The sequence below is a fragment of the Streptomyces morookaense genome, assembly GCF_013030945.1.
GTDB classification, from domain to species: Bacteria; Actinomycetota; Actinomycetes; order Streptomycetales; family Streptomycetaceae; genus Streptomyces; species Streptomyces morookaensis.
The window spans coordinates 132,407-149,390 of record NZ_JABBXF010000030.1 but is presented as its reverse complement, the minus strand read 5'-3'; the positions used below and the strand labels follow the sequence as shown (position 1 = coordinate 149,390).

18 protein-coding genes are annotated in these 16,984 nt (G+C 70.0%); 10 read left to right on the top strand and 8 right to left on the bottom strand.

All coding sequences use genetic code 11. The features are described from left to right. Window positions 1–733, top strand: a 733-nt coding sequence (locus HG542_RS15110) for an FtsW/RodA/SpoVE family cell cycle protein (RefSeq protein WP_171081597.1), incomplete at its 5' end; no start/stop codon positions are given. 74 nt (window positions 734–807) lie between these two features. On the opposite strand, the gene HG542_RS15105 is transcribed toward HG542_RS15110, so the two are convergent. Beyond that, entirely contained in the window at window positions 808–1,452 is a 645-nt protein-coding gene (locus HG542_RS15105; protein ID WP_171081595.1) for a TetR/AcrR family transcriptional regulator, read from the bottom strand. A gap of 108 nt (window positions 1,453–1,560) precedes the next feature. Between HG542_RS15105 and HG542_RS15100 the strand changes: the two genes are divergently transcribed. From HG542_RS15100 to HG542_RS15090, 3 genes are all read left to right on the top strand, one after another. Continuing rightward, on the top strand, window positions 1,561–2,598 hold the full coding sequence (locus HG542_RS15100; protein WP_171081593.1) for an aldo/keto reductase: 1,038 nt from the start codon (window positions 1,561–1,563) through the stop codon (window positions 2,596–2,598). 5 nt (window positions 2,599–2,603) lie between these two features. Continuing rightward, on the top strand, window positions 2,604–3,494 hold the full coding sequence (locus tag HG542_RS15095) for a LysR family transcriptional regulator (RefSeq protein ID WP_171081590.1): 891 nt from the start codon (window positions 2,604–2,606) through the stop codon (window positions 3,492–3,494). Window positions 3,495–3,588: 94 nt separating this feature from the next. Continuing rightward, window positions 3,589–5,217 (top strand): AMP-binding protein, encoded by a 1,629-nt coding sequence (locus HG542_RS15090; protein ID WP_171081588.1) that lies wholly within the window; start codon window positions 3,589–3,591, stop codon window positions 5,215–5,217. A gap of 12 nt (window positions 5,218–5,229) precedes the next feature. On the opposite strand, the gene HG542_RS15085 is transcribed toward HG542_RS15090, so the two are convergent. Beyond that, window positions 5,230–6,141, bottom strand: coding sequence for a class I SAM-dependent methyltransferase (locus HG542_RS15085; protein ID WP_373313174.1), 912 nt, complete (start codon window positions 6,139–6,141; stop codon window positions 5,230–5,232). Window positions 6,142–6,175: 34 nt separating this feature from the next. On the opposite strand from HG542_RS15085, the gene HG542_RS15080 reads away from it, so the two are divergent. Continuing rightward, the gene (locus tag HG542_RS15080; RefSeq protein ID WP_171081585.1) at window positions 6,176–6,751 is read left to right on the top strand and encodes a helix-turn-helix domain-containing protein; all 576 of its coding nucleotides are present in this window, start codon (window positions 6,176–6,178) and stop codon (window positions 6,749–6,751) included. 58 nt (window positions 6,752–6,809) lie between these two features. On the opposite strand, the gene HG542_RS15075 is transcribed toward HG542_RS15080, so the two are convergent. Continuing rightward, window positions 6,810–7,328, bottom strand: a complete 519-nt coding sequence (locus tag HG542_RS15075) for a DUF1203 domain-containing protein (protein WP_171081583.1) — start codon at window positions 7,326–7,328, stop codon at window positions 6,810–6,812. 607 nt (window positions 7,329–7,935) lie between these two features. After that, window positions 7,936–8,433, bottom strand: coding sequence for a GNAT family N-acetyltransferase (locus HG542_RS15070; RefSeq protein ID WP_229922754.1), 498 nt, complete (start codon window positions 8,431–8,433; stop codon window positions 7,936–7,938). Between the two features lie 254 nt (window positions 8,434–8,687). Between HG542_RS15070 and HG542_RS15065 the strand changes: the two genes are divergently transcribed. The 3 genes from HG542_RS15065 to HG542_RS15055 all read left to right on the top strand — a co-directional run bounded on the left by HG542_RS15065 (window position 8,688) and on the right by HG542_RS15055 (window position 11,169). Continuing rightward, window positions 8,688–8,924: a hypothetical protein gene (locus tag HG542_RS15065; RefSeq protein ID WP_229922745.1), complete on the top strand. Its 237-nt coding sequence runs from the start codon at window positions 8,688–8,690 to the stop codon at window positions 8,922–8,924. 94 nt (window positions 8,925–9,018) lie between these two features. Further along, on the top strand, window positions 9,019–9,951 hold the full coding sequence (locus tag HG542_RS15060; protein ID WP_218039035.1) for a CPBP family intramembrane glutamic endopeptidase: 933 nt from the start codon (window positions 9,019–9,021) through the stop codon (window positions 9,949–9,951). A 168-nt stretch (window positions 9,952–10,119) separates the two neighbouring features. After that, a complete protein-coding gene (locus HG542_RS15055; RefSeq protein WP_171081581.1) occupies window positions 10,120–11,169 on the top strand; it encodes an alpha/beta hydrolase in 1,050 nt (349 codons plus the stop codon). Here HG542_RS15055 and HG542_RS15050 read toward each other — a convergent pair. From HG542_RS15050 to HG542_RS15035, 4 genes are all read right to left on the bottom strand, one after another. Next, window positions 11,129–12,121, bottom strand: a complete 993-nt coding sequence (locus tag HG542_RS15050; RefSeq protein ID WP_171081579.1) for a hypothetical protein — start codon at window positions 12,119–12,121, stop codon at window positions 11,129–11,131. The genes HG542_RS15055 and HG542_RS15050 overlap by 41 nt on opposite strands. Before the next feature lie 32 nt (window positions 12,122–12,153). Next, on the bottom strand, window positions 12,154–12,714 hold the full coding sequence (locus tag HG542_RS15045; RefSeq protein WP_229922744.1) for a nucleoside deaminase: 561 nt from the start codon (window positions 12,712–12,714) through the stop codon (window positions 12,154–12,156). Between the two features lie 210 nt (window positions 12,715–12,924). Beyond that, a complete protein-coding gene (locus tag HG542_RS15040) occupies window positions 12,925–13,602 on the bottom strand; it encodes a hypothetical protein (protein WP_171081577.1) in 678 nt (225 codons plus the stop codon). Further along, window positions 13,599–14,639, bottom strand: a complete 1,041-nt coding sequence (locus HG542_RS15035; RefSeq protein WP_171081576.1) for a helix-turn-helix transcriptional regulator — start codon at window positions 14,637–14,639, stop codon at window positions 13,599–13,601. The genes HG542_RS15040 and HG542_RS15035 overlap by 4 nt, the downstream gene beginning before the upstream one ends. A 94-nt stretch (window positions 14,640–14,733) precedes the next feature. Here HG542_RS15035 and HG542_RS15030 point away from each other — a divergent pair, with 94 nt between their 5' ends. Together HG542_RS15030 and HG542_RS15025 are read left to right on the top strand one after the other, a co-directional pair. Further along, window positions 14,734–16,224 (top strand): MFS transporter, encoded by a 1,491-nt coding sequence (locus tag HG542_RS15030; protein ID WP_171081574.1) that lies wholly within the window; start codon window positions 14,734–14,736, stop codon window positions 16,222–16,224. A gap of 188 nt (window positions 16,225–16,412) precedes the next feature. Continuing rightward, entirely contained in the window at window positions 16,413–16,973 is a 561-nt protein-coding gene (locus tag HG542_RS15025; protein ID WP_171081572.1) for a hypothetical protein, read from the top strand. The last annotated feature ends 11 nt before the right edge of the window (window positions 16,974–16,984 follow it).

Genomic DNA, 16,984 nt, shown 5'->3' with positions numbered 1-16,984 from the left:
CGCCGCGGTGTGGGTGCTGAGCCTGGTGGTGCTCATCTTCGAGCGCGACCTCGGCACCTCGCTGATCTTCTTCGGCCTGTTCGTGATCATGCTGTACGTGGCCACCGAGCGCACCAGCTGGGTGGCGACGGGCCTGCTGATGTTCTCCGTCGGCGCCGTCGTGGTCGCCTCGTTCGAGCCCCACGTGCACGGCCGTGTCGCCGCCTGGCTGCACCCGATGGACTACTACAAGGTGCCCCGGCCCGCCGAGATCGTCTCCGACCAGGCCGCGCAGGCGCTGTTCAGCTTCGGCAGCGGCGGCGTCATGGGCACCGGCCTCGGCAAGGGCCACTCCGACCTCATCAAGTTCGCCGGCCGCAGCGACTTCATCCTGACCACCGTCGGCGAGGAGCTCGGCCTCGCCGGCACGATGGCGGTCTTCGTGCTGTTCGCCCTGCTCGTCCAGCGGGGTCTGCGGGCCGCGCTCGACGCCCGCGACCCGTTCGGCAAGCTGCTGGCGACGGGCCTGGCCAGCGCTCTCGCGCTGCAGGTCTTCGTGGTCTGCGGCGGCGTCATGGGCCTGATCCCGCTGACCGGCAAGGCGCTGCCGTTCCTCGCCTCCGGCGGTTCGTCCCAAGTGGCCACATGGGTGCTCATCGCGCTGCTGATCAAGATCAGTGACGCGGCACGGAGGCCCGATCCGGAGCCGGCGCCCGACGAGGACGACCAGGCGACGCAACTGATCAGACACTGAGCGCATCGAGTGCGCGGAGGCCGGGCCCGTAAGGGTCCGGCCTCCGGTGTTTCCACGTGCTCACGTCCGTGCGCTCATGTCCGCTTGTGGTGCCGCACATACGCCCCGGCGCGGGCGGCGGCCGCGGCGGCCTCCGCGGCCCGGTCGGCGGCGGCCCGGTCGAGCGGGACGTCGCTGGTCAGCAGGCGGTAGTAAAGAGGGGCGGAGACCGCGCGGATCACCTCGTGCGCGTCGGTGTCCTCGGGGACCTCGCCCCGGTCGGCGGCCTGCCGGACGCACGGTGCCCACTCGGCGACGCGGGTGTCGTAGAAGCGGTGCAGGGCCTCGGCGGTCCGGGCGTCCCAGGTGGCGGCCGCGATCACCGCCTTGAACAGCGGCCCCTGGCGTGCGTCGGTGAGCGTGCGCTGCACCAGGCGGGCGTTGGCCCTGAGGTCGCCGAGCAGGGAGCCGGTCTCGGTGCGGGGCAGGGACTGCTCGGCCATGTCCTGCAGCAGGTCGGCCACGAGGGCGGTCACCGTTCCCCAGCGGCGGTAGACGGTCGTCCTGCCCACCTGGGCGCGGCGTGCGACGTCGCCGAGGTCGAGGTGGGCGAAGCCCTGCTCGGCCAGTACGTCCCCGGCGGCCTGCAGGACCGCCGCGCGCACCCGGGCGGTGCGCCCGCCGGGGCGCACCGTTCCCGGCTCCGGCCCCTGCTCGGGCTCCGGCTCTCCGGCACTCATAACGGGACTCCAGTTCCTTTAATGGCTCGCGCCTGGTACGGTCGTCTCATCTTAACGGGATCGCAGAACCGTTTACATGGTTCAGTCGTCAGTGGGAGGGGAGCTGTCATGGAACAGCGACAGTTGGGAACGTCCGGCCTGAACGTCCCGGTGCTGAGCTTCGGCGCGGGCACCTTCGGCGGCCGCGGAGAACTGTTCGGGGCCTGGGGCACCACGGACGCCCGCGAGGCGCGCCGCCTGGTGGACATCTGCCTCGATGCCGGGGTCACCATGTTCGACACCGCCGACGTCTATTCCGGCGGCGCCTCCGAAGAAGTGCTCGGCCAGGCCGTCAAGGGCCGCCGCGACCAGGTGCTCCTGTCCACCAAGACCGGCCTGCCCATGGGCGACGGACCCGACGATGCCGGCACCTCCCGCACCCGTCTGATCCGCGCCTGCGAGGACGCCCTGCGCCGGCTCGGCACCGACCACATCGACCTCTTCCAGCTCCACGCCTTCGACGCGGCCACGCCCGTCGAAGACGTTCTGGACGCACTCGATCACCTCGTACAGGCCGGCAAGGTCCGCCACACCGGCGTCTCCAACTTCTCCGGCTGGCAGCTGATGAAGTCCCTCGCCGCCGCGGAACAGCACGGCCGCCCCCGCTACGCCGCGCACCAGGTCTACTACTCGCTCGTCGGCCGCGACTACGAGTGGGAACTGATGCCGCTCGCCGCCGACCAGGGCGTCGGCGCCGTCGTCTGGAGCCCGCTCGGATGGGGCCGGCTCACCGGCAAGGTGCGCCGCGGCCAGCCGCTCCCGGAACACAGCCGCCTGCACCGCACGGCCGACTACGGCCCGCCGGTCGCGGACGAGGACCTCTACCGCGTGGTCGACGCCCTCGACGAAATCGCCCAGGAGACCGGAAAATCCGTACCCCAGATCGCCATCAACTGGCTGCTGCAGCGGCCGACCGTCTCCTCCGTCATCATCGGCGCCCGCAACGAGGAACAACTGAGGCAGAACCTCGGTTCCGTCGGCTGGACGCTCACCCCCGACCAGACCGCCAGGCTCGACGCGGCGAGCGCCGTACCCGCCCCGTACCCGTACTACCCCTACCACCGGCAGGAAGGCTTCGCCCGCCTCTCGCCGCCCCTCGTCAAGTAGGCGCCGTGGACCTCCTGTCACTGAGGTACTTCCAGGCCGTCGCCCGCCACGAACACATCAGCCGCGCCGCGGACGAACTGCGCGTCGCCCAGCCCTCGGTGAGCCGCACCATCGCCCGCCTCGAAACCGAACTCGGCGTCCCCCTCTTCGACCGCCAGGGCCGCCGCATCCGCCTCAACCGTTACGGCACCGCCTTCCTGCGCCGCGTAGACCGCGCGCTGGCCGAACTCGACGACGCCCGCCGCGAACTCGCCGACGCGGCAGGGCCGGAACTGGGCAGTGTCGCCGTCGGTGCCGAGACCATGCTCACCCTCGCCGGCCTGCTGGCCGCCTTCCGGGAGCGGCACCCCGGCGTCACCGTCCGCCTCTTCCAGTCCCACGCCCAGGAGATGGAACGCCGCCTCCGCGACCGCGAAGTGGACTTCTGCGTCGCCTCGCAGCCGCTCGCCGGCCCCTCGCTCACCTCGCTCGAACTCCTCCGCGAGGAGGTGCTGCTCGCCGTCCCGCCCGGCCACCGGCTGGCCGGGCGGGAGCGCGTCGGCATCGCCGAGCTCGCGGACGAGACCTTCGTCAGCACCCGCCCAGGACACTGGCAACGCGCCCTGCTGGACCGGCTCTTCGCCGAGGCGGGCCTGGTGCCCGCCATCACCTGCGAGGGCATCGAGCCCGGCGCCACCCAGGAACTGGTCAGCGCGGGACTCGGCATCGGCCTCATCCCCGCGATGTCCTGCCGCGCCGCGGGCGTCGCCCCCGTCGCCTGGGTACGGCTCGACGCGCCCGGCTGCCACCGCACCCTCACGCTCGTACACCGGCAGGACGCCTATGTGTCGGCTGCCGCCCGGCACTTCCGGGAGCTCGCGGTCGAGCACTTCGGCGGGATGCCATCATGCTCGTAACGGCATGAACATATGGCAGAACTGGTCGTGGAAGGCATGAGAGTTCGTCTCTACGGTCGGGAGTGAGCACTTCACCGCCAAGGAGGTACGGCCCATGGCCAACCGCTTCACCGACCCCGCCGCGTCCGACGGGTCAGACGGGTCAGACGTGTACGCCACCGTCTCATCGTCCTCGTCACCCGGAGAATTCGTCACGTATGCCGACGCGATCCTCGCCGCTCTCGCCGCCGGGGACGACCCCGGGCGCACGGTGCTGACCGCCTCCGACGGACGCCGCATCGCCGCCGGGGAGTTCCGCGAGGGCGTGCTGCGCATGGCGTGGGACCTGACCGGCCGGGGCGTCGGCCGCGGCACGGTCGTGGGCCTGCTCACCGGCAACACCGCCGAGGCTCTCGCCGGCCGCTACGCGGCGAACCTCACCGGCGCCTGTGTGACCAGCCTGTACGAGGGCATGGCCCCTGTCACCCTGGCCCGCATCGTCGAGAGCGTCGAAGCCGCCGTGCTGCTCGTCGACGCCACCCGGTACGAGGACGCGAAGGAACTGCTGCCGCTCATCCCGGGCCTCACGGTGCTCACCCTCGGGCCCGGCCCCTTCGGCGAGGACCTGCAGGCGAGCTCCGCACGGTACGAGCCGCGGCCGTTCGTGTGCCCGGCCGGTCCGGAGGACATCTGGAGCATCCGCCACACCGGCGGAACCACCGGGATTCCCAAGGGGATTCCCATGGCCCACGGCCCCTACGCCGCCTCCCTCGGCCGCCCCGTCGGCGACGCCGGTGCCTCCGACGAACCGCACCGTTACCTCGCCTGCACACCGCTCGCCCATCTCGCGGGCGTCTTCACCGACATAACCCTCCGCCACGGCGGATCAGTCGTCCTGCAGCACTCCTTCGACCCGGGCGACGTCCTCGCCGCGATCGAGCGGGAGCACATCACGGACGTGTTCGTCCTGCCGCCCCTGCTCCACCAGTTGCTCGACCACCCGAACCTCGCCGCCACCGACCACTCCGGCCTCCGCCGCATCGCCTACGGCGGCTGCGCCGCCTCGCCCGCCCGACTGCGCCAGGCCACCGAGGTGTTCGGGCCGGTGCTCTACGGCGCCTACGGACAGTCGGAGGCCCTCACCATCACCGTGGCGACACCGGACGACCACGCGGTGACCGGACGCGACGGCCGCATCACCACAGGCCGCCCGCTGCCGGGTGTAGAACTCGCCATCCGCGACGCCGCGGGCCGCACCCTGCCGCCGGGGGAGGAGGGCGAGATCCACGTACGGTCCGCGGGCATGATGCGCGGCTACTGGAAGCAGCCCGAGCTGACGGCCGAGATGTTCCGGGACGGCTGGCTGCGCACCGGGGACGTGGGCTATCTCGACGAGAACGGTTACCTGTTCATCGTCGACCGCATCAAGGACATGATCATCGTAGTCGGCGGGCACGTCTACCCGGCCGAGTTGGAGGAGGTCATCCTCGAACACCCCGACGTCGCCCGGTGCGCGGTCTTCGGCATCCGCGACGACGACGCGGACGAACAGGTCCACGTCGCCGTCGTCCCCGTGGCGGGCCGCCGCCCCGGCACGGACGGGCTGCGGGAGTTCGTCACGGCCCGCAAGGGCCCGATGTACGCACCGAAGGCCGTGCACCTGGTCCCGGAGATCCCGCTCACGTCCGTGGGCAAGCCGGACAGGAAACGGCTGCAGGCCACGTTCAGCGGTTCTGCCGACTGATCCGGTGACTGATCAGGCCTCGGGCCGGCGGCCGAAGTGCACGGTCTTGGCGGTCAGCAGGAACAGGTCCGCCCGGTGGTCGACGCCCGCCGGGTCGGTGGGGTCGAGCAGCCGGTCCAGGGTCGCCGTGTCGTCGGCGTCCAGGAACTCGCCGAGCATCGAGCGCATCCGCTCCAGCCACAGGCGCACCGACCGCCGCGCCCTGTCGTCGAGGGGAGCGGGACGGTCCACGAGGAAGGACTTGCTGCGGACGTCGGTGAGACCGGCGGCCCGCAGCATGCCGGGCCAGTCCTCGACCACCGCGACGGTGCCGGGCAGTTCGTCGCGCATCCGGTTGTAGTTCAGGGCGCGCGCCGCATCCAGCCGCTCCTGCAGGCCGGGGCGCCCGAAGCCGAGGTCGCGCGGCAGCCAGCGGACCGGCAGCCCGCCCTCGACGATGGCCAGGGTGCCGCCGGGCTCCAGCAGCCGGGCCAGCCGGTCCAACGCGTCCTGCTGGTCGCCGACATGGTGCACGACCTGCGCCGACCACACCAGGTCGGCCGGCTCCAGGTCCGCGAGCCCCTCCGGGAACGCGGCCTCCTGTGTCCGCAGCCGCACCCCGAGCCGCCCGGCCCGCTCCCGGGCCCGGGCCAGCAGCTCCGGTGCCCCGTCCACCGCGGTGACCTCTGCCTTCGGGAACGTCTCCGCCAGCCGGCAGGCCGCGACGCCGGGCCCGCTGCCGATGTCCAGGATCCGCCGCGGACTCAGATGCGCCAGCTCCTCCAGGGCCTGGCGCACGTAGGGGCTGTGCGCCTCGCCCTCCAGCTCCAGCAGATCGGCCATGGCGGCCCAGTCGAAGTCGTCGTCGGTGTGGGTGTGCTTGTGCATGTTCTTTCCCCTTCCCTCTGCGCGTCGTTCCCGACCCTGCTGCCGTCCGCCGCGGATTGACAAACCTTGTTGCCGTTTCTGCAATAGAGGGATGGAAGACGTGCTCGCCGCCGTGGGGCCGAGACTCAAGCACATCCGGCGGCAGCGCGGATGCACGCTCGCGGCGCTCTCGAAGACCACCGGCATCTCGGTCAGCACGCTGTCCCGGCTGGAGTCCGGTCAGCGCAGACCGAGCCTGGAACTGCTGCTCCCGATCGCCCAGGCCCACCAGGTCCCGCTCGACGAGTTGGTCGGCGCCCCGCCGGTCGGCGACCCACGGGTCCGGCTGAAGCCCATCCGGCGCGGGGATGCCACGATGGTGCCGCTGACCCGCCAGCCCGGCGGGCTGCAGGCGTTCAAGATGGTGATGGGCACCGCCCGCAGCACCCCCGAACCGCGCACGCACGAGGGCTACGAGTGGCTGTACGTGCTCGCCGGACGACTGCGGCTGGTCCTCGCCGAGCACGACGTGGTGCTCGGGGCGGGGGAGGCCGCCGAGTTCGACACCCGGCTGCCGCACTGGTTCGGCAGCACGGGGGAGGCACCGGTCGAAGTCCTCAGCTTGTTCGGCCCGCAGGGCGAGCGCATGCATGTCCGGGCGAGGCCGGAGGGGCGGGCGCGCGGATGAGGACGTGTCCGATGAACCGGGCTGAACTGCGCGTTGGGGTCGCTCTGTTGTACGCGGCCTACGGCCGTCGCACCTCGAACTGGAAGCAGCCGTACTCCAGGGCCCGCACGTGCACCAGCGCCACCTCCGGCTCGGCAAACGCTTCCTCGAAGGCCCGGTCAAACCCGGTCTCGGCATCGTCAGGTACTTCGAAGAAGCGCCCTCCGACGATATGTCCGTCGGCGTTGTAGCGGCGGATGGCACGGAGCGCCCCGGGACGTGCGAACGGGTAGTCCTGGGCGCCTCGTGCTCCTGCGCACTCGTCAGCGTGGATGAACACCGGCCCGGCTTCGTCGTAGGCTCCGGGCTCGGCACCGGTTTCCCTCGCCCAGCGGCGCAGCGGGGCGTAGGAGACGAGTGCGACCCGTTCGCCGGGCTCGATGGCCCGCAGGCAACACCGCAGGGGACTGCCCACACAGGCGATGGGAACGCCATCCTCGCGAGCGGTGTACGGCCGCAGTGGCTGCCCGGCGTCATCGAGATGGCGAAGTTCCTTGAGCGCGGTGGGAGAGATGGGGAGGGCCATGTACGTCGTCATGCGATCAGCGTCGGTGGTTCGCTCTTGGCGCGCTGGCGGGATTCGGACGCGAAAGTCGGGGCGGTGGGCGCCCCCACCTCCCCATACCCGCCGCCGGGCGTCGGCGGCGTCACCGTCGGATGATCGTCGCCTCTGCAGTACGGATACGCCGGCGTTCCCCTGAGCGGTTCGCAGGGATCGGACGTGCTGGGCGGGCCGGAGCTCCCGGGGTCGGGGGGCGACGCAGGGCCGGGCGTCGGCGTCGGGGGTACGCCGCTGTGGCGACAGTAGCCACCGGCCGGGCCTGTGGTTGGGCAGGGGAGGGATGGCCGGGTCGGCACGTCGTGGCCGGCAGGAGCGGCAACGGCTGTTCCGGCGCTGCATACGAGGAGCGCTGAGGTGACAACGGCTGCTGCACGTCGGGTGATTCGTGTGCGCATATGGACCTCCCGGGTTCGGTGGGCGGTGTTGGTCACGATGTGCGTGTGGCGGCGAGACCAGCCAGTGGGAACGGGCGAGGGGCTTGCCAGGGTCGGCATCGGGTGTTTCCGGTGGAAGGCCGGCCACGCCGCGGATGTCGAAGGCTGAGCTGTACGAGGCGATCCGGCAGGACCACAGAGTCGGTATATCAGTCGGACAGCGCGACCGGGGACCGCATGCCGAGCCACTGCTCGGCGCCCCATGCCTCGTACCGCTCCACCTCGGTGAACCCCAGCTTCGTCGCGAGGCGCATCGAGCCGACGTTGGCGGTCTGGGTGGTGAGCACCACCGGCTCGCCGGGAAGCGCGTCAGCGAGCCAGGCGAGAGCCGCCGCACACGCCTCGGCGGCGTACCCGCATCCCCACACCCGTGGCAGGAACAGGTAGCCGAGATCGACCTTCCCCACAGCAGCCGGGCGACGGTGCGCGGTGGCTCTCCTGAGCAGGATCTGACCGATCATTGCCCCGTCGAGATCAACGACGAAACTCCCGGGCCATCGCTCGGGCACCTCAGGCATATCGCGCTCAAGCTCGTCACGCGGGCAGGGGCTGCCGAGGTAGGCGTGCACCTCTGGCGAGGCGAGGATCCCGAGTTGCTGGAACTGATCACCGCGCGGCGCGCGAAACTGGACTAACTCGAAGAGCAACTGACCAAGCAGCTGGCGGAAGTACGGGCCGAGCGGGATGATCTCGCCGTCGCCGAACGGGTCCTTGAGCGAGTGAGCGGACAGATCGCTGACGAGCGGGCCTCGGCCGCGCCGATGCCCGGGCAGGTGGGCGGCCAGGCGGTGATGCTGATCCCGCACCGCACACCGGACGTGGAGGAGACCATGCTCCCGCCGGTCTCGACGCCCTCGAGGACCTCGGCTTTCGCGGCCTGGACAACGACGTCCGCGACCCTGTGGCCGTCACCGGCTTCCACGCCGGCCGCACCCACAAGTTCAGCCCTGGCCAGAAGACCGCCGACCGGGTCCTCGCCGTTGGGCGAGCACCCGTCGAGCACGGCTTCGCCCGCCTCAACAGCCGGCGGGCCCTTGCCAAGCTCCGCACCGACCCCGCCCGCGCCACCCGCCTCCTGCGCGCCCTGCTCGTCCTGACGAAACCTCGAAGTCAACCGTTGACTGTCCTCGACGGGTAGGGAGATCCCCACCCGGGAAGTGGGGTCAGCCCCACCGTCGTTACACGCGCCAGCCAGATTCATCGCTGCTGTGCTGATCCGTAGCGTCCACGTCATGACGTTCTCAACGGGGGCCTTACCGCTCGTCAACCGGCGACGCGGCCTGTTCATCTTTCTCGGTGTCGCCTACATCGGCATGTGGGCGGCCATGTCACCGCTCCTGGCAAGTGGTTACCGGCGCAGCGACGCACGCGAGGAGACCGGTGCGCTGGAGCAGGTGTGTATCGCGGCCGCGATGCTGGCGCCCGCTCTCGCCGCGATCCTCGTCGTCCGCTGTGTCGAGCACAGCGGCCAATTGCGGGATACTCTCGCCCTGCGCTGGACGAAGCCGTGGGGGCGTACTGCACGGGCGTGCCTGATGGCGTTCACCGTCCCCGCCGGCCTCACCACGACTGCTCTTGTCATCGGCACCTTCGCCGGCCGCTACCCGTTCGGTGGGGTGCACTGGAACGGGCTCGGCGTGTGGGCGGCCGGAGCTGTGCTGAACATGCTGGTGTCGCTTCCGCTGTTCTTCGGTGAGGAACTGGGCTGGCAGGGCTACCTTTTCCCCCGCCTCGCAGGGGACGGTGACCGCCGGAGCCTGATACGGGCCTACGTGGTCACCGGCGCGGCCTTCGCCTTGTGGCACCTGCCCACGCTGCTGATGGGCGGCCAGTACCCGGGGCGGCCCTGGTATGTGTCGGTACCTGCCATGCTGGTGAGCTGCGTCCTCATCCTGCCGGTCTTCACATGGCTGCGCCTGCGCTCCGGTTCGGTCGTGCCCGCTGTCATCGGTCATGCCTTCGTGAGTTCGGTGAGCGTCGGTATGGTCAAGGAGTTCGCCGATTCCACCGCGGCACTGGATCCCTTGCACATGGGCATGGCCGGATGGCCTGGCTGGATCGTCAACGGTGCGTTCGTCGCCTTCCTGGCGCTGACCGGCCGACTCCGGCCGTCGTTCTACACAGCCCGAACCGTCCCTCACCTCGCATCGACCCGCGCACGGTAAATGCGTGTTCGGCGGGGGCGACCAGGGCCGGCCCCGCCAGGGCCTGGCAAGGCGGTGCAAACTGAAAGCCCGCGATCAGACGCTCCGCAGACTGCTGCCGACCATCAGCATGAGCGCCCCTCCATGGGGAACCGTGCCCTCCGCCCGGCAGGTGATTGACTGCACCGCATGGATCTGGAGCGAGGCAATACGCCCCCATTCGACCCCGAACTGAGCACGGCGCTGGCCGCTTTGGGTGACGAGGCGAGGGAGCCGTTCACCCTGGAGAACCTTGCGGCCCGGCAGGAGAAGGACGCTGCGGCCCGGCCCAGGCCGACGGTCGCGGAGCTGCAGGCCGATGGCCGCTTCGAGGTGGAGGAGCTGCGCGTGCCGGGGGAGTCCGGCGCGCCGGACGTCACGCTCGTGAGCGCACGGCCCGCCGGGATCGCCGGGCCGCTGCCGTTGCTGTACTACATGCACGGCGGCGGAATGATCATGGGTAATGCGTGGTCCGTACTCCCGCGCCTGCTGCACGAGTGGGCTCTCGAGCTGGAGTTGGCCGTCGTCTCCGTCGAGTACCGGCTGGCACCGCAGGCGCAGTACCCCGGGCCGCTGGAGGACTGTTACGCCGGATTCGTCTGGGCGGCCGAGCACGCGGACCGACTGGGCATCGACGCGGAGCGCATCGTCATCGGAGGAAAGAGCGCCGGCGGCGGGCTTGCCGCGGCACTCGCCCTGCTCACCCGTGACCGAGGCGGGCCGGTCCCGATCGGGCAATTGCTCCTGTGCCCGATGCTCGACGACCGCAACAACACATACTCCAGTCACCAGATGGCCGGCGTCGACGCGTGGGACCGCATCTCCAACGCCACTGCGTGGCAGGCCCTGTTGGGTGATCTGTACGGTGCTGCGGACCTGCCGTCGTACGCGGCTCCGGCCCGCGCCACGGATCTGTCCGGGCTGCCTCCGGCCTATATCGACGTCGGGTCGGCGGAGACTTTCCGGGACGAGGGCGTGGCCTACGCCAATTCCATCTGGCAGGCCGGCGGCCAAGCCGAATTGCACGTATGGCCCGGGGCATTCCACGGCTTCGACACCTTCGCCCCGCGGGCCGCCCTCAGCCAGGACGCCCGGAATGCCCGTACGCGCTGGCTCCGGCGCATTCTTGCGCAGTCCGGCGGCACGTTGCGGGCAGCCGCTACCGAAGACCGCCGCTCTGGGCAACGACAGCGACGTTGAGGTTCCCGTCCCCTTCTCCTGTCCACCCCATGAACAGGCGGTCCGCCTGCGGGGCGAGTGCCGGGGCGTGCGGGCTGGTGTCGTCGAAGACCGTCTTGCCCTCGAATGTCGCTCCGTTGTCCTGCGAGAACATCAGGTTCAGCTGGGTGTTTCCCGACCCCCTCCAGCCCAGGAACAACACGCCGTCGAAGGAGGCCAGCGCAGGCCCCTCGTCACTGGTGTCCCCGAGCACCACTTTGTTCTCAAGGCCCTGAATGCCGAACCCTCCCTGGGTATCGGCGAAGAAGGCGACCTGGGCGATGTTGAGATTTCCGCCCCCTTCACCCGTCCATGCCATGAAGAGCTCGTCCCCGTGCGCGACGAGTGCGGGGGCGTGCGGGCTGGTGTCGTCGAAGACCGTCTTGCCCTGGAACGTCGCGCCGTTGTCCAGGGAGAACATGAGGTTCAGCTGGGTGTTCCCCGATCCCCTCCAGGCCAGGTACAACGTGCCGTTGAGGGAGACCAGTGCAGGTCCCGCATCGCTGGTGTCTCCCAGCACGACCTTGTTCTCCAGGCCCTCGATGCCGAATCCGCCCTGGGAGTCGGCGAACAGCGCGACCTGGGCGACGTTGAGGTTCCCGTCCCCCTCGCCCGTCCACCCCAGGAACAGGCCGTCCGTCTGCGAGGCAAGAGAAGGGCCGTGCGGGCTGGTGTCGCCGAAGACCACCTTTCCCTGGAACGTTGCTCCGTCGTCGTCCGAGAACATCAGGTTCAGCTGCGGATTTCCCGACCCCTTCCAGGACAGGAAAAGCCGGCCGTCATGGGATACCAGGGCAGGCGCTTCATCGCTGGTATCACCCAGCACCACCTTGTCCGTGAGGTCCGGGGACAGGGAAAACCGGGACATAATGCCTCCAGGGGTGCCCTTTATGAAATTTTTCTCCGGAATGGAAAGGTACGTCGCGGCGGGCATGGCCGTAATCACTCACAGGAGTGGATGCCGGTTCATTGCCGCAGGCGTTGCGCCTCCTGGAAGAGGCGGTCCGTGCAGTCCGCCAGTACACCGCCCAGGAGCAGTTCCGGGGTGTAGAAGGAGCGTGCGGAGTCGGCGACTTCCCGCGCGGACAGGGCGATTTGACCGAGACCGGTGCGGCGGAGCTCGTCGATCGAGCTTCCCCAGACGACGCGGCGCAGATTGGCCCAGGCCATCGCGCTCATGCACATCGAGCAGGGCTCGCCGGTGGTGTAGAGGGTGGTGTCGGCCCAGCCGTGGTTGCCGTGCCGGCGCACGTAGTCGTTCATGGCGGCCATCTCGCCGTGCAGGACAGGGTTGTCCTTCGAACCGTTGACGCCGCTCGCCAGCACCTCGCCGCTCACGGTGTCGACGATCACCGCGCCGAACGGGTAGGCGGGGTTGGTCTCGGCCTGCTCGACGGCCAAGTGCATGAACCGCTCGTGGGCAGGACTCTGCCGGGGGACGTGCCGAGGGCGGATGCTCGGAGGCGCGGCTCCCGTCACCACCGCTCCGGCCATCCCGCCGAGGAACCGGCGTCTGTCGAAGTCCACTCGTTTCCCCTCGCCGGAGGCCGATGTTGCGGCGACACCGCGGCAGGATAGCCGACCCCTTCCTGCACAGGACGCTTACCCGGCTGAGCCGTAACGCGCAGGTCACCGCGCCGCGCCAGCGCAGGTTCAGGCGTCCGACTGAAGTCGGGGGCGAGCAGATGCCGGATGACGCCGTTCTTCTGATCCCTTCCGCAAGGCGGACCGGCCTGCCTATTGGTAGGCGATGCGCTCGACTTCCATCAGCTGGGCCGCACCGATCCGCTCGTCTCCCAAGGACAGCAGCCAGGGCAGCAGTTCCGGCGTGGCGTGCAGCTCGCCGTAGAAGCCGAGACGGAGGTCGGCGAGCTCGTCCCGCATAAGCCACTCGTCGAGCGCGTCGCTCAGGTGCAGATCCGATGCCTCGGTGGGGAGTTCGGCCCACGTGGTCAGCCAGGGGGTGAGAGTGCCCGTGGTGGCCGCGAGTGCTTCCAGTATGTCGGTGATGCGTCCGGTGCACGGGTAGGTGCCCAGGGCGGATCGCCACCAGGCGTGCCAGACCTCTTCCAGGGCCGAGCGCTCGGCCAGGGGCCAGTCCCGCCAGCCGGCGGCGAGCAATCGCGAGGCGAACATCCCGTGGTCGAGCTGGTCGTCGATCAGCAGACGCACGATCCGGGGCGTCAACCGGCGATACAGAGCGGGGAAGTCGTCCCAGTGGTCGGGCGTCGTGCACGCGACGGAGAAGACGAGCTGCTCCGGCACCAGGTGGGTGGGGCCGGCCAGGACTTCGAGGTCGGATTCGGTATGGCAGTAGGTGCAGCCGCCCTCGGGAAACGTTGTCCGGGAGAGCGGCGCGAAGGCGGTGTCCAGGGCGTCGAGTGCGTCCTGAAGCCGCTGGCGCGGGTCGTTCATGTGGTGCCTGACGGGACTTCGTCCGGACGTTCCGGAGAAGAGACCGAATTTACCATCGGGCCGTCCTCCTCGTACCGGGCGAGCATCCCGGCGAGGGTCCGCCGCATCGTCTCCCGCAGCTCCGGCGGTCCCATCACTTGCGCCTCCGCGCCGAGCGACAGCAGTGCGGGCAGGGCTCGTTCGGCGGATTCGACGGGCAAGGTCACCTGCGTCCAGCCGTCCGTGTCGGGCGGCTCTGCCGACTCCTCGGCGGCTCGGGCTGCGGTCGGTTCGAGGAACTGCCCGAGGTCTGTGAGGGCCGTCGGCGACAGGCGGAGCACAGCGTGGCCGAGGTGCCTACGGGCGTCGAAGGTGGCAAGGTAGTCGCGCCAGTGCTCCGCCAGGTCGAATCCGGCAGGTCGCTCGAACGTCTCGGTCAGTGGCTCCAGTTCGGTGATCCTGGACACCCGGTAGGTACGGATACCCCGCGCGGATCCGGCCACCAGGTACCAGCGGCCGGCTTTGAGGACCACTCCGTAGGGGTCCACGGTCCTGAGCACTTCGTGCGGGGTGGCCCAGCGTTCGTACCGGATCCTCACCTGTTGCTGCGTCCACACCGCCTGGGCCACCGCAGTCAGTTGGGGCGTCTCGTCGGAGTCCTGGTACCAGCCGGGGATGTCGATGTAGATCCGCTGCCGGGACTGTTCGGCGCGCTCGCGCATCTCCGGTGGCAGAGCGGCGCTCAGCTTCAGCTGTGCGCCTGCCGCCACGGCGCCGAGCCCGAGGTCCTCCGCCGCCGCGGGCAGCCCGGTCAGGAACAGGGCCCGGGCCTCGTCGGCGGTGAGCCCGGTGAGCCGGGTCCGGTAGCCCTCGAGCAGGCGGTACCCGCCGTCCGGGCCGGACTCGCCGTACAGCGGGACGCCGGAGGCACCCAGCGATTCCATGTCCCGGTAGACGGTACGCACCGACACCTCGAGGGTGTCCGCCAGTTCCTGCGCGGTCATCCGGCCGCGTGTCTGCAGGAGCAACAGGATGCTGACCAATCGACTAGCCCGCATGCATGAAGAGTATGGGAGGTCACTGACAGTTGGTGTCAGTGATCCGGTCCTAGCCTCGTAGCCGTTCACTCAACGAAGGACGGAAGACCACGTCATGACCAGTCCGCAGACTGCCGACCGCGCAGCCGACCGCCCCTCATGGGCCCCCTTAGCCGTGGTCCTGATCGGCGGTTTCATCGCCTTTCTGGACTTCTTCATCGTCAACGTCGCCATTCCCTCCATCCAGGGCGACCTGGATGCCAGCGCGCCGGAGACACAGCTCGTCATGGTGGGATACGGCGCGGCCCTGAGCGTCGGGCTCATCGCCGGCGGGCGGTTGGGCGACCTCTTCGGCCCCCGCCGGATTTTCCTCACCGGCCTCGTGCTCTTCACCCTCTCGTCGGCGGCCTGCGGCTTCGCGCCCTCCATCTGGTTCCTGGCCGTCGCCCGCGTCGTCCAGGGGCTGTCCTCGGCACTGCTGACCCCGCAGGTGCTCGCCATCGTCAGCCACGTCTACACCGGTGCGGCCTGGGGACGCGCCTTCAGCGCCTACGGGCTCATGCTGGGCCTGTCCGGGCTGTGCGGGCAGCTCATCGGCGGTGTGCTGATCGCCCTCGACGTGGCCGGGATCGGCTGGCGTACCGTCTTCCTGATCAACATCCCGATCGGCCTGGTGATCCTGGCCCTGACACCGCGGGTCATCCCCGAGTTCCGCACCGGATCCGCCGCCCGGCTGGACCTGGCGGGCGCGGCCCTGGCCACCGTGAGCCTCGCCGCGGTCGTATTGCCGCTGCTCGAAGGGCGGGACCAGGGCTGGCCGCTGTGGGCGTGGGCGTCGCTGATCGCCGCGGTGCCGCTCTTCGCCCTCTTCGTTACTCATCAGCGGCGGCTGGCCGCACGGAACGGGGCGCCGCTGATCGAGCCCGGACTGTTCCGCAAGCGGGCCTTCACCGTCGGCATCACCGCCTACTTCGTCTACTTCATGTCGATGGGCTCCTTCTTCCTGCTGTTCGCCATCTACATGCAGGAAGGCAGGGGCTGGGACCCGCTCCCGTCGGGCCTGCTCTTCACCGCAATGAGCGCCGGCTTCTTCGGCTCGTCGTATCTTGCCGGGAGGATCGGTGCCCGCATCGGCAACCAGGTCATCGCTCTGGGAGCCGGGCTGGTCGCCGCAGGCTACGCGGTGGTCGGCGTGATCGTCGCCGAGCTCGGCGTGGACGGAACAGCCGGCTGGCTGGCACCGGGCCTGCTGGTCGCCGGTTTCGGCATGGGTCTGGTCGCTGCGCCGCTGCCCGCCGCGGCTATGACGGACGTCGACCCGCAGCACGCCTCCGCCGCCTCCGGCGTGCTCTCCACCGCAATGGAAGGCGGCGCAGCGCTCGGCGTCTCGCTCGTCGGGCTGGTCTTCTTCGGCACCCTCGGGCACTCACCCGCACGGGACGCCTACCCCCGAGCGTTCTCCCTCGGAATCGCGCTCATCGTGGTGTTCCCGGTCATCGTCATCCTGCTTGCCCAGGCACTGCCCAGGCCGGGGGCGGGTGCCACTGACCGCCCGTCGCGCATGCATGCTCCCGAGCCGGGACTGTCCGTGTCAGGGGAGCTATGACACGGCCTCGAGAGCGTCGCCGATCAGCGTCAGCCATGGCGGAGTGCCGCCCGTGCCGAAGGCGGCTGCACGGGCGGCCCTGCTCGTCGCGTGCGTCCTCCAGCTCGTCGGCGAACGCCGGCGCGCTCGCGCGTTCCGGCTGCGCCGCGTCACCGACCACGCCGTCCCGCAAGTGAACAGACCCGGGAGTGTCCGATGACCGTCGCCTGATCAACAGCCACGGCCGCGAGGCATGCCCCAAGGGCTCCTACGCCCTGTACGCGAACGTCGACTTCAATGGAGCCGGCAACGCGCGGATCGTCCTTGCCGACCAGCAGATCGATTCGCTCAACGGGTACCACTCCTCCGCAGACATCACCAGCTCAGTGGTCAACAACACCGACCATGTCCTGGAGCTGTTCATCGATGCCGACCAGAGGGGCAGGCCCGTCACCGTGGCCCCGGGACAGGCCCTGACCAACATGCCCCAGGGCTTCAACGACACGGTCTCTTCCACCCGGCTCAGGCCCGCCACGACCGACACGGGCAACGGCAAGAGCACCAGCAACAAGGCCGGCGGGGTACGCGACGCCGCGTACACCGCCACCGGCGCCACGGTCGACCGTGGCAAGTCTGCCGCCAGCCCGAAGACGCGGTCCGAGTGGAGCCACTGGACCGGCGTGAACGGCCCCTGCCCCGCAGGCAGAAGCCGTCCGACACCGCACTCGCCGGGATACGGGCGCCGGTCGAGCACGGCTTCGCCAATCTGAAGAACTGGAGG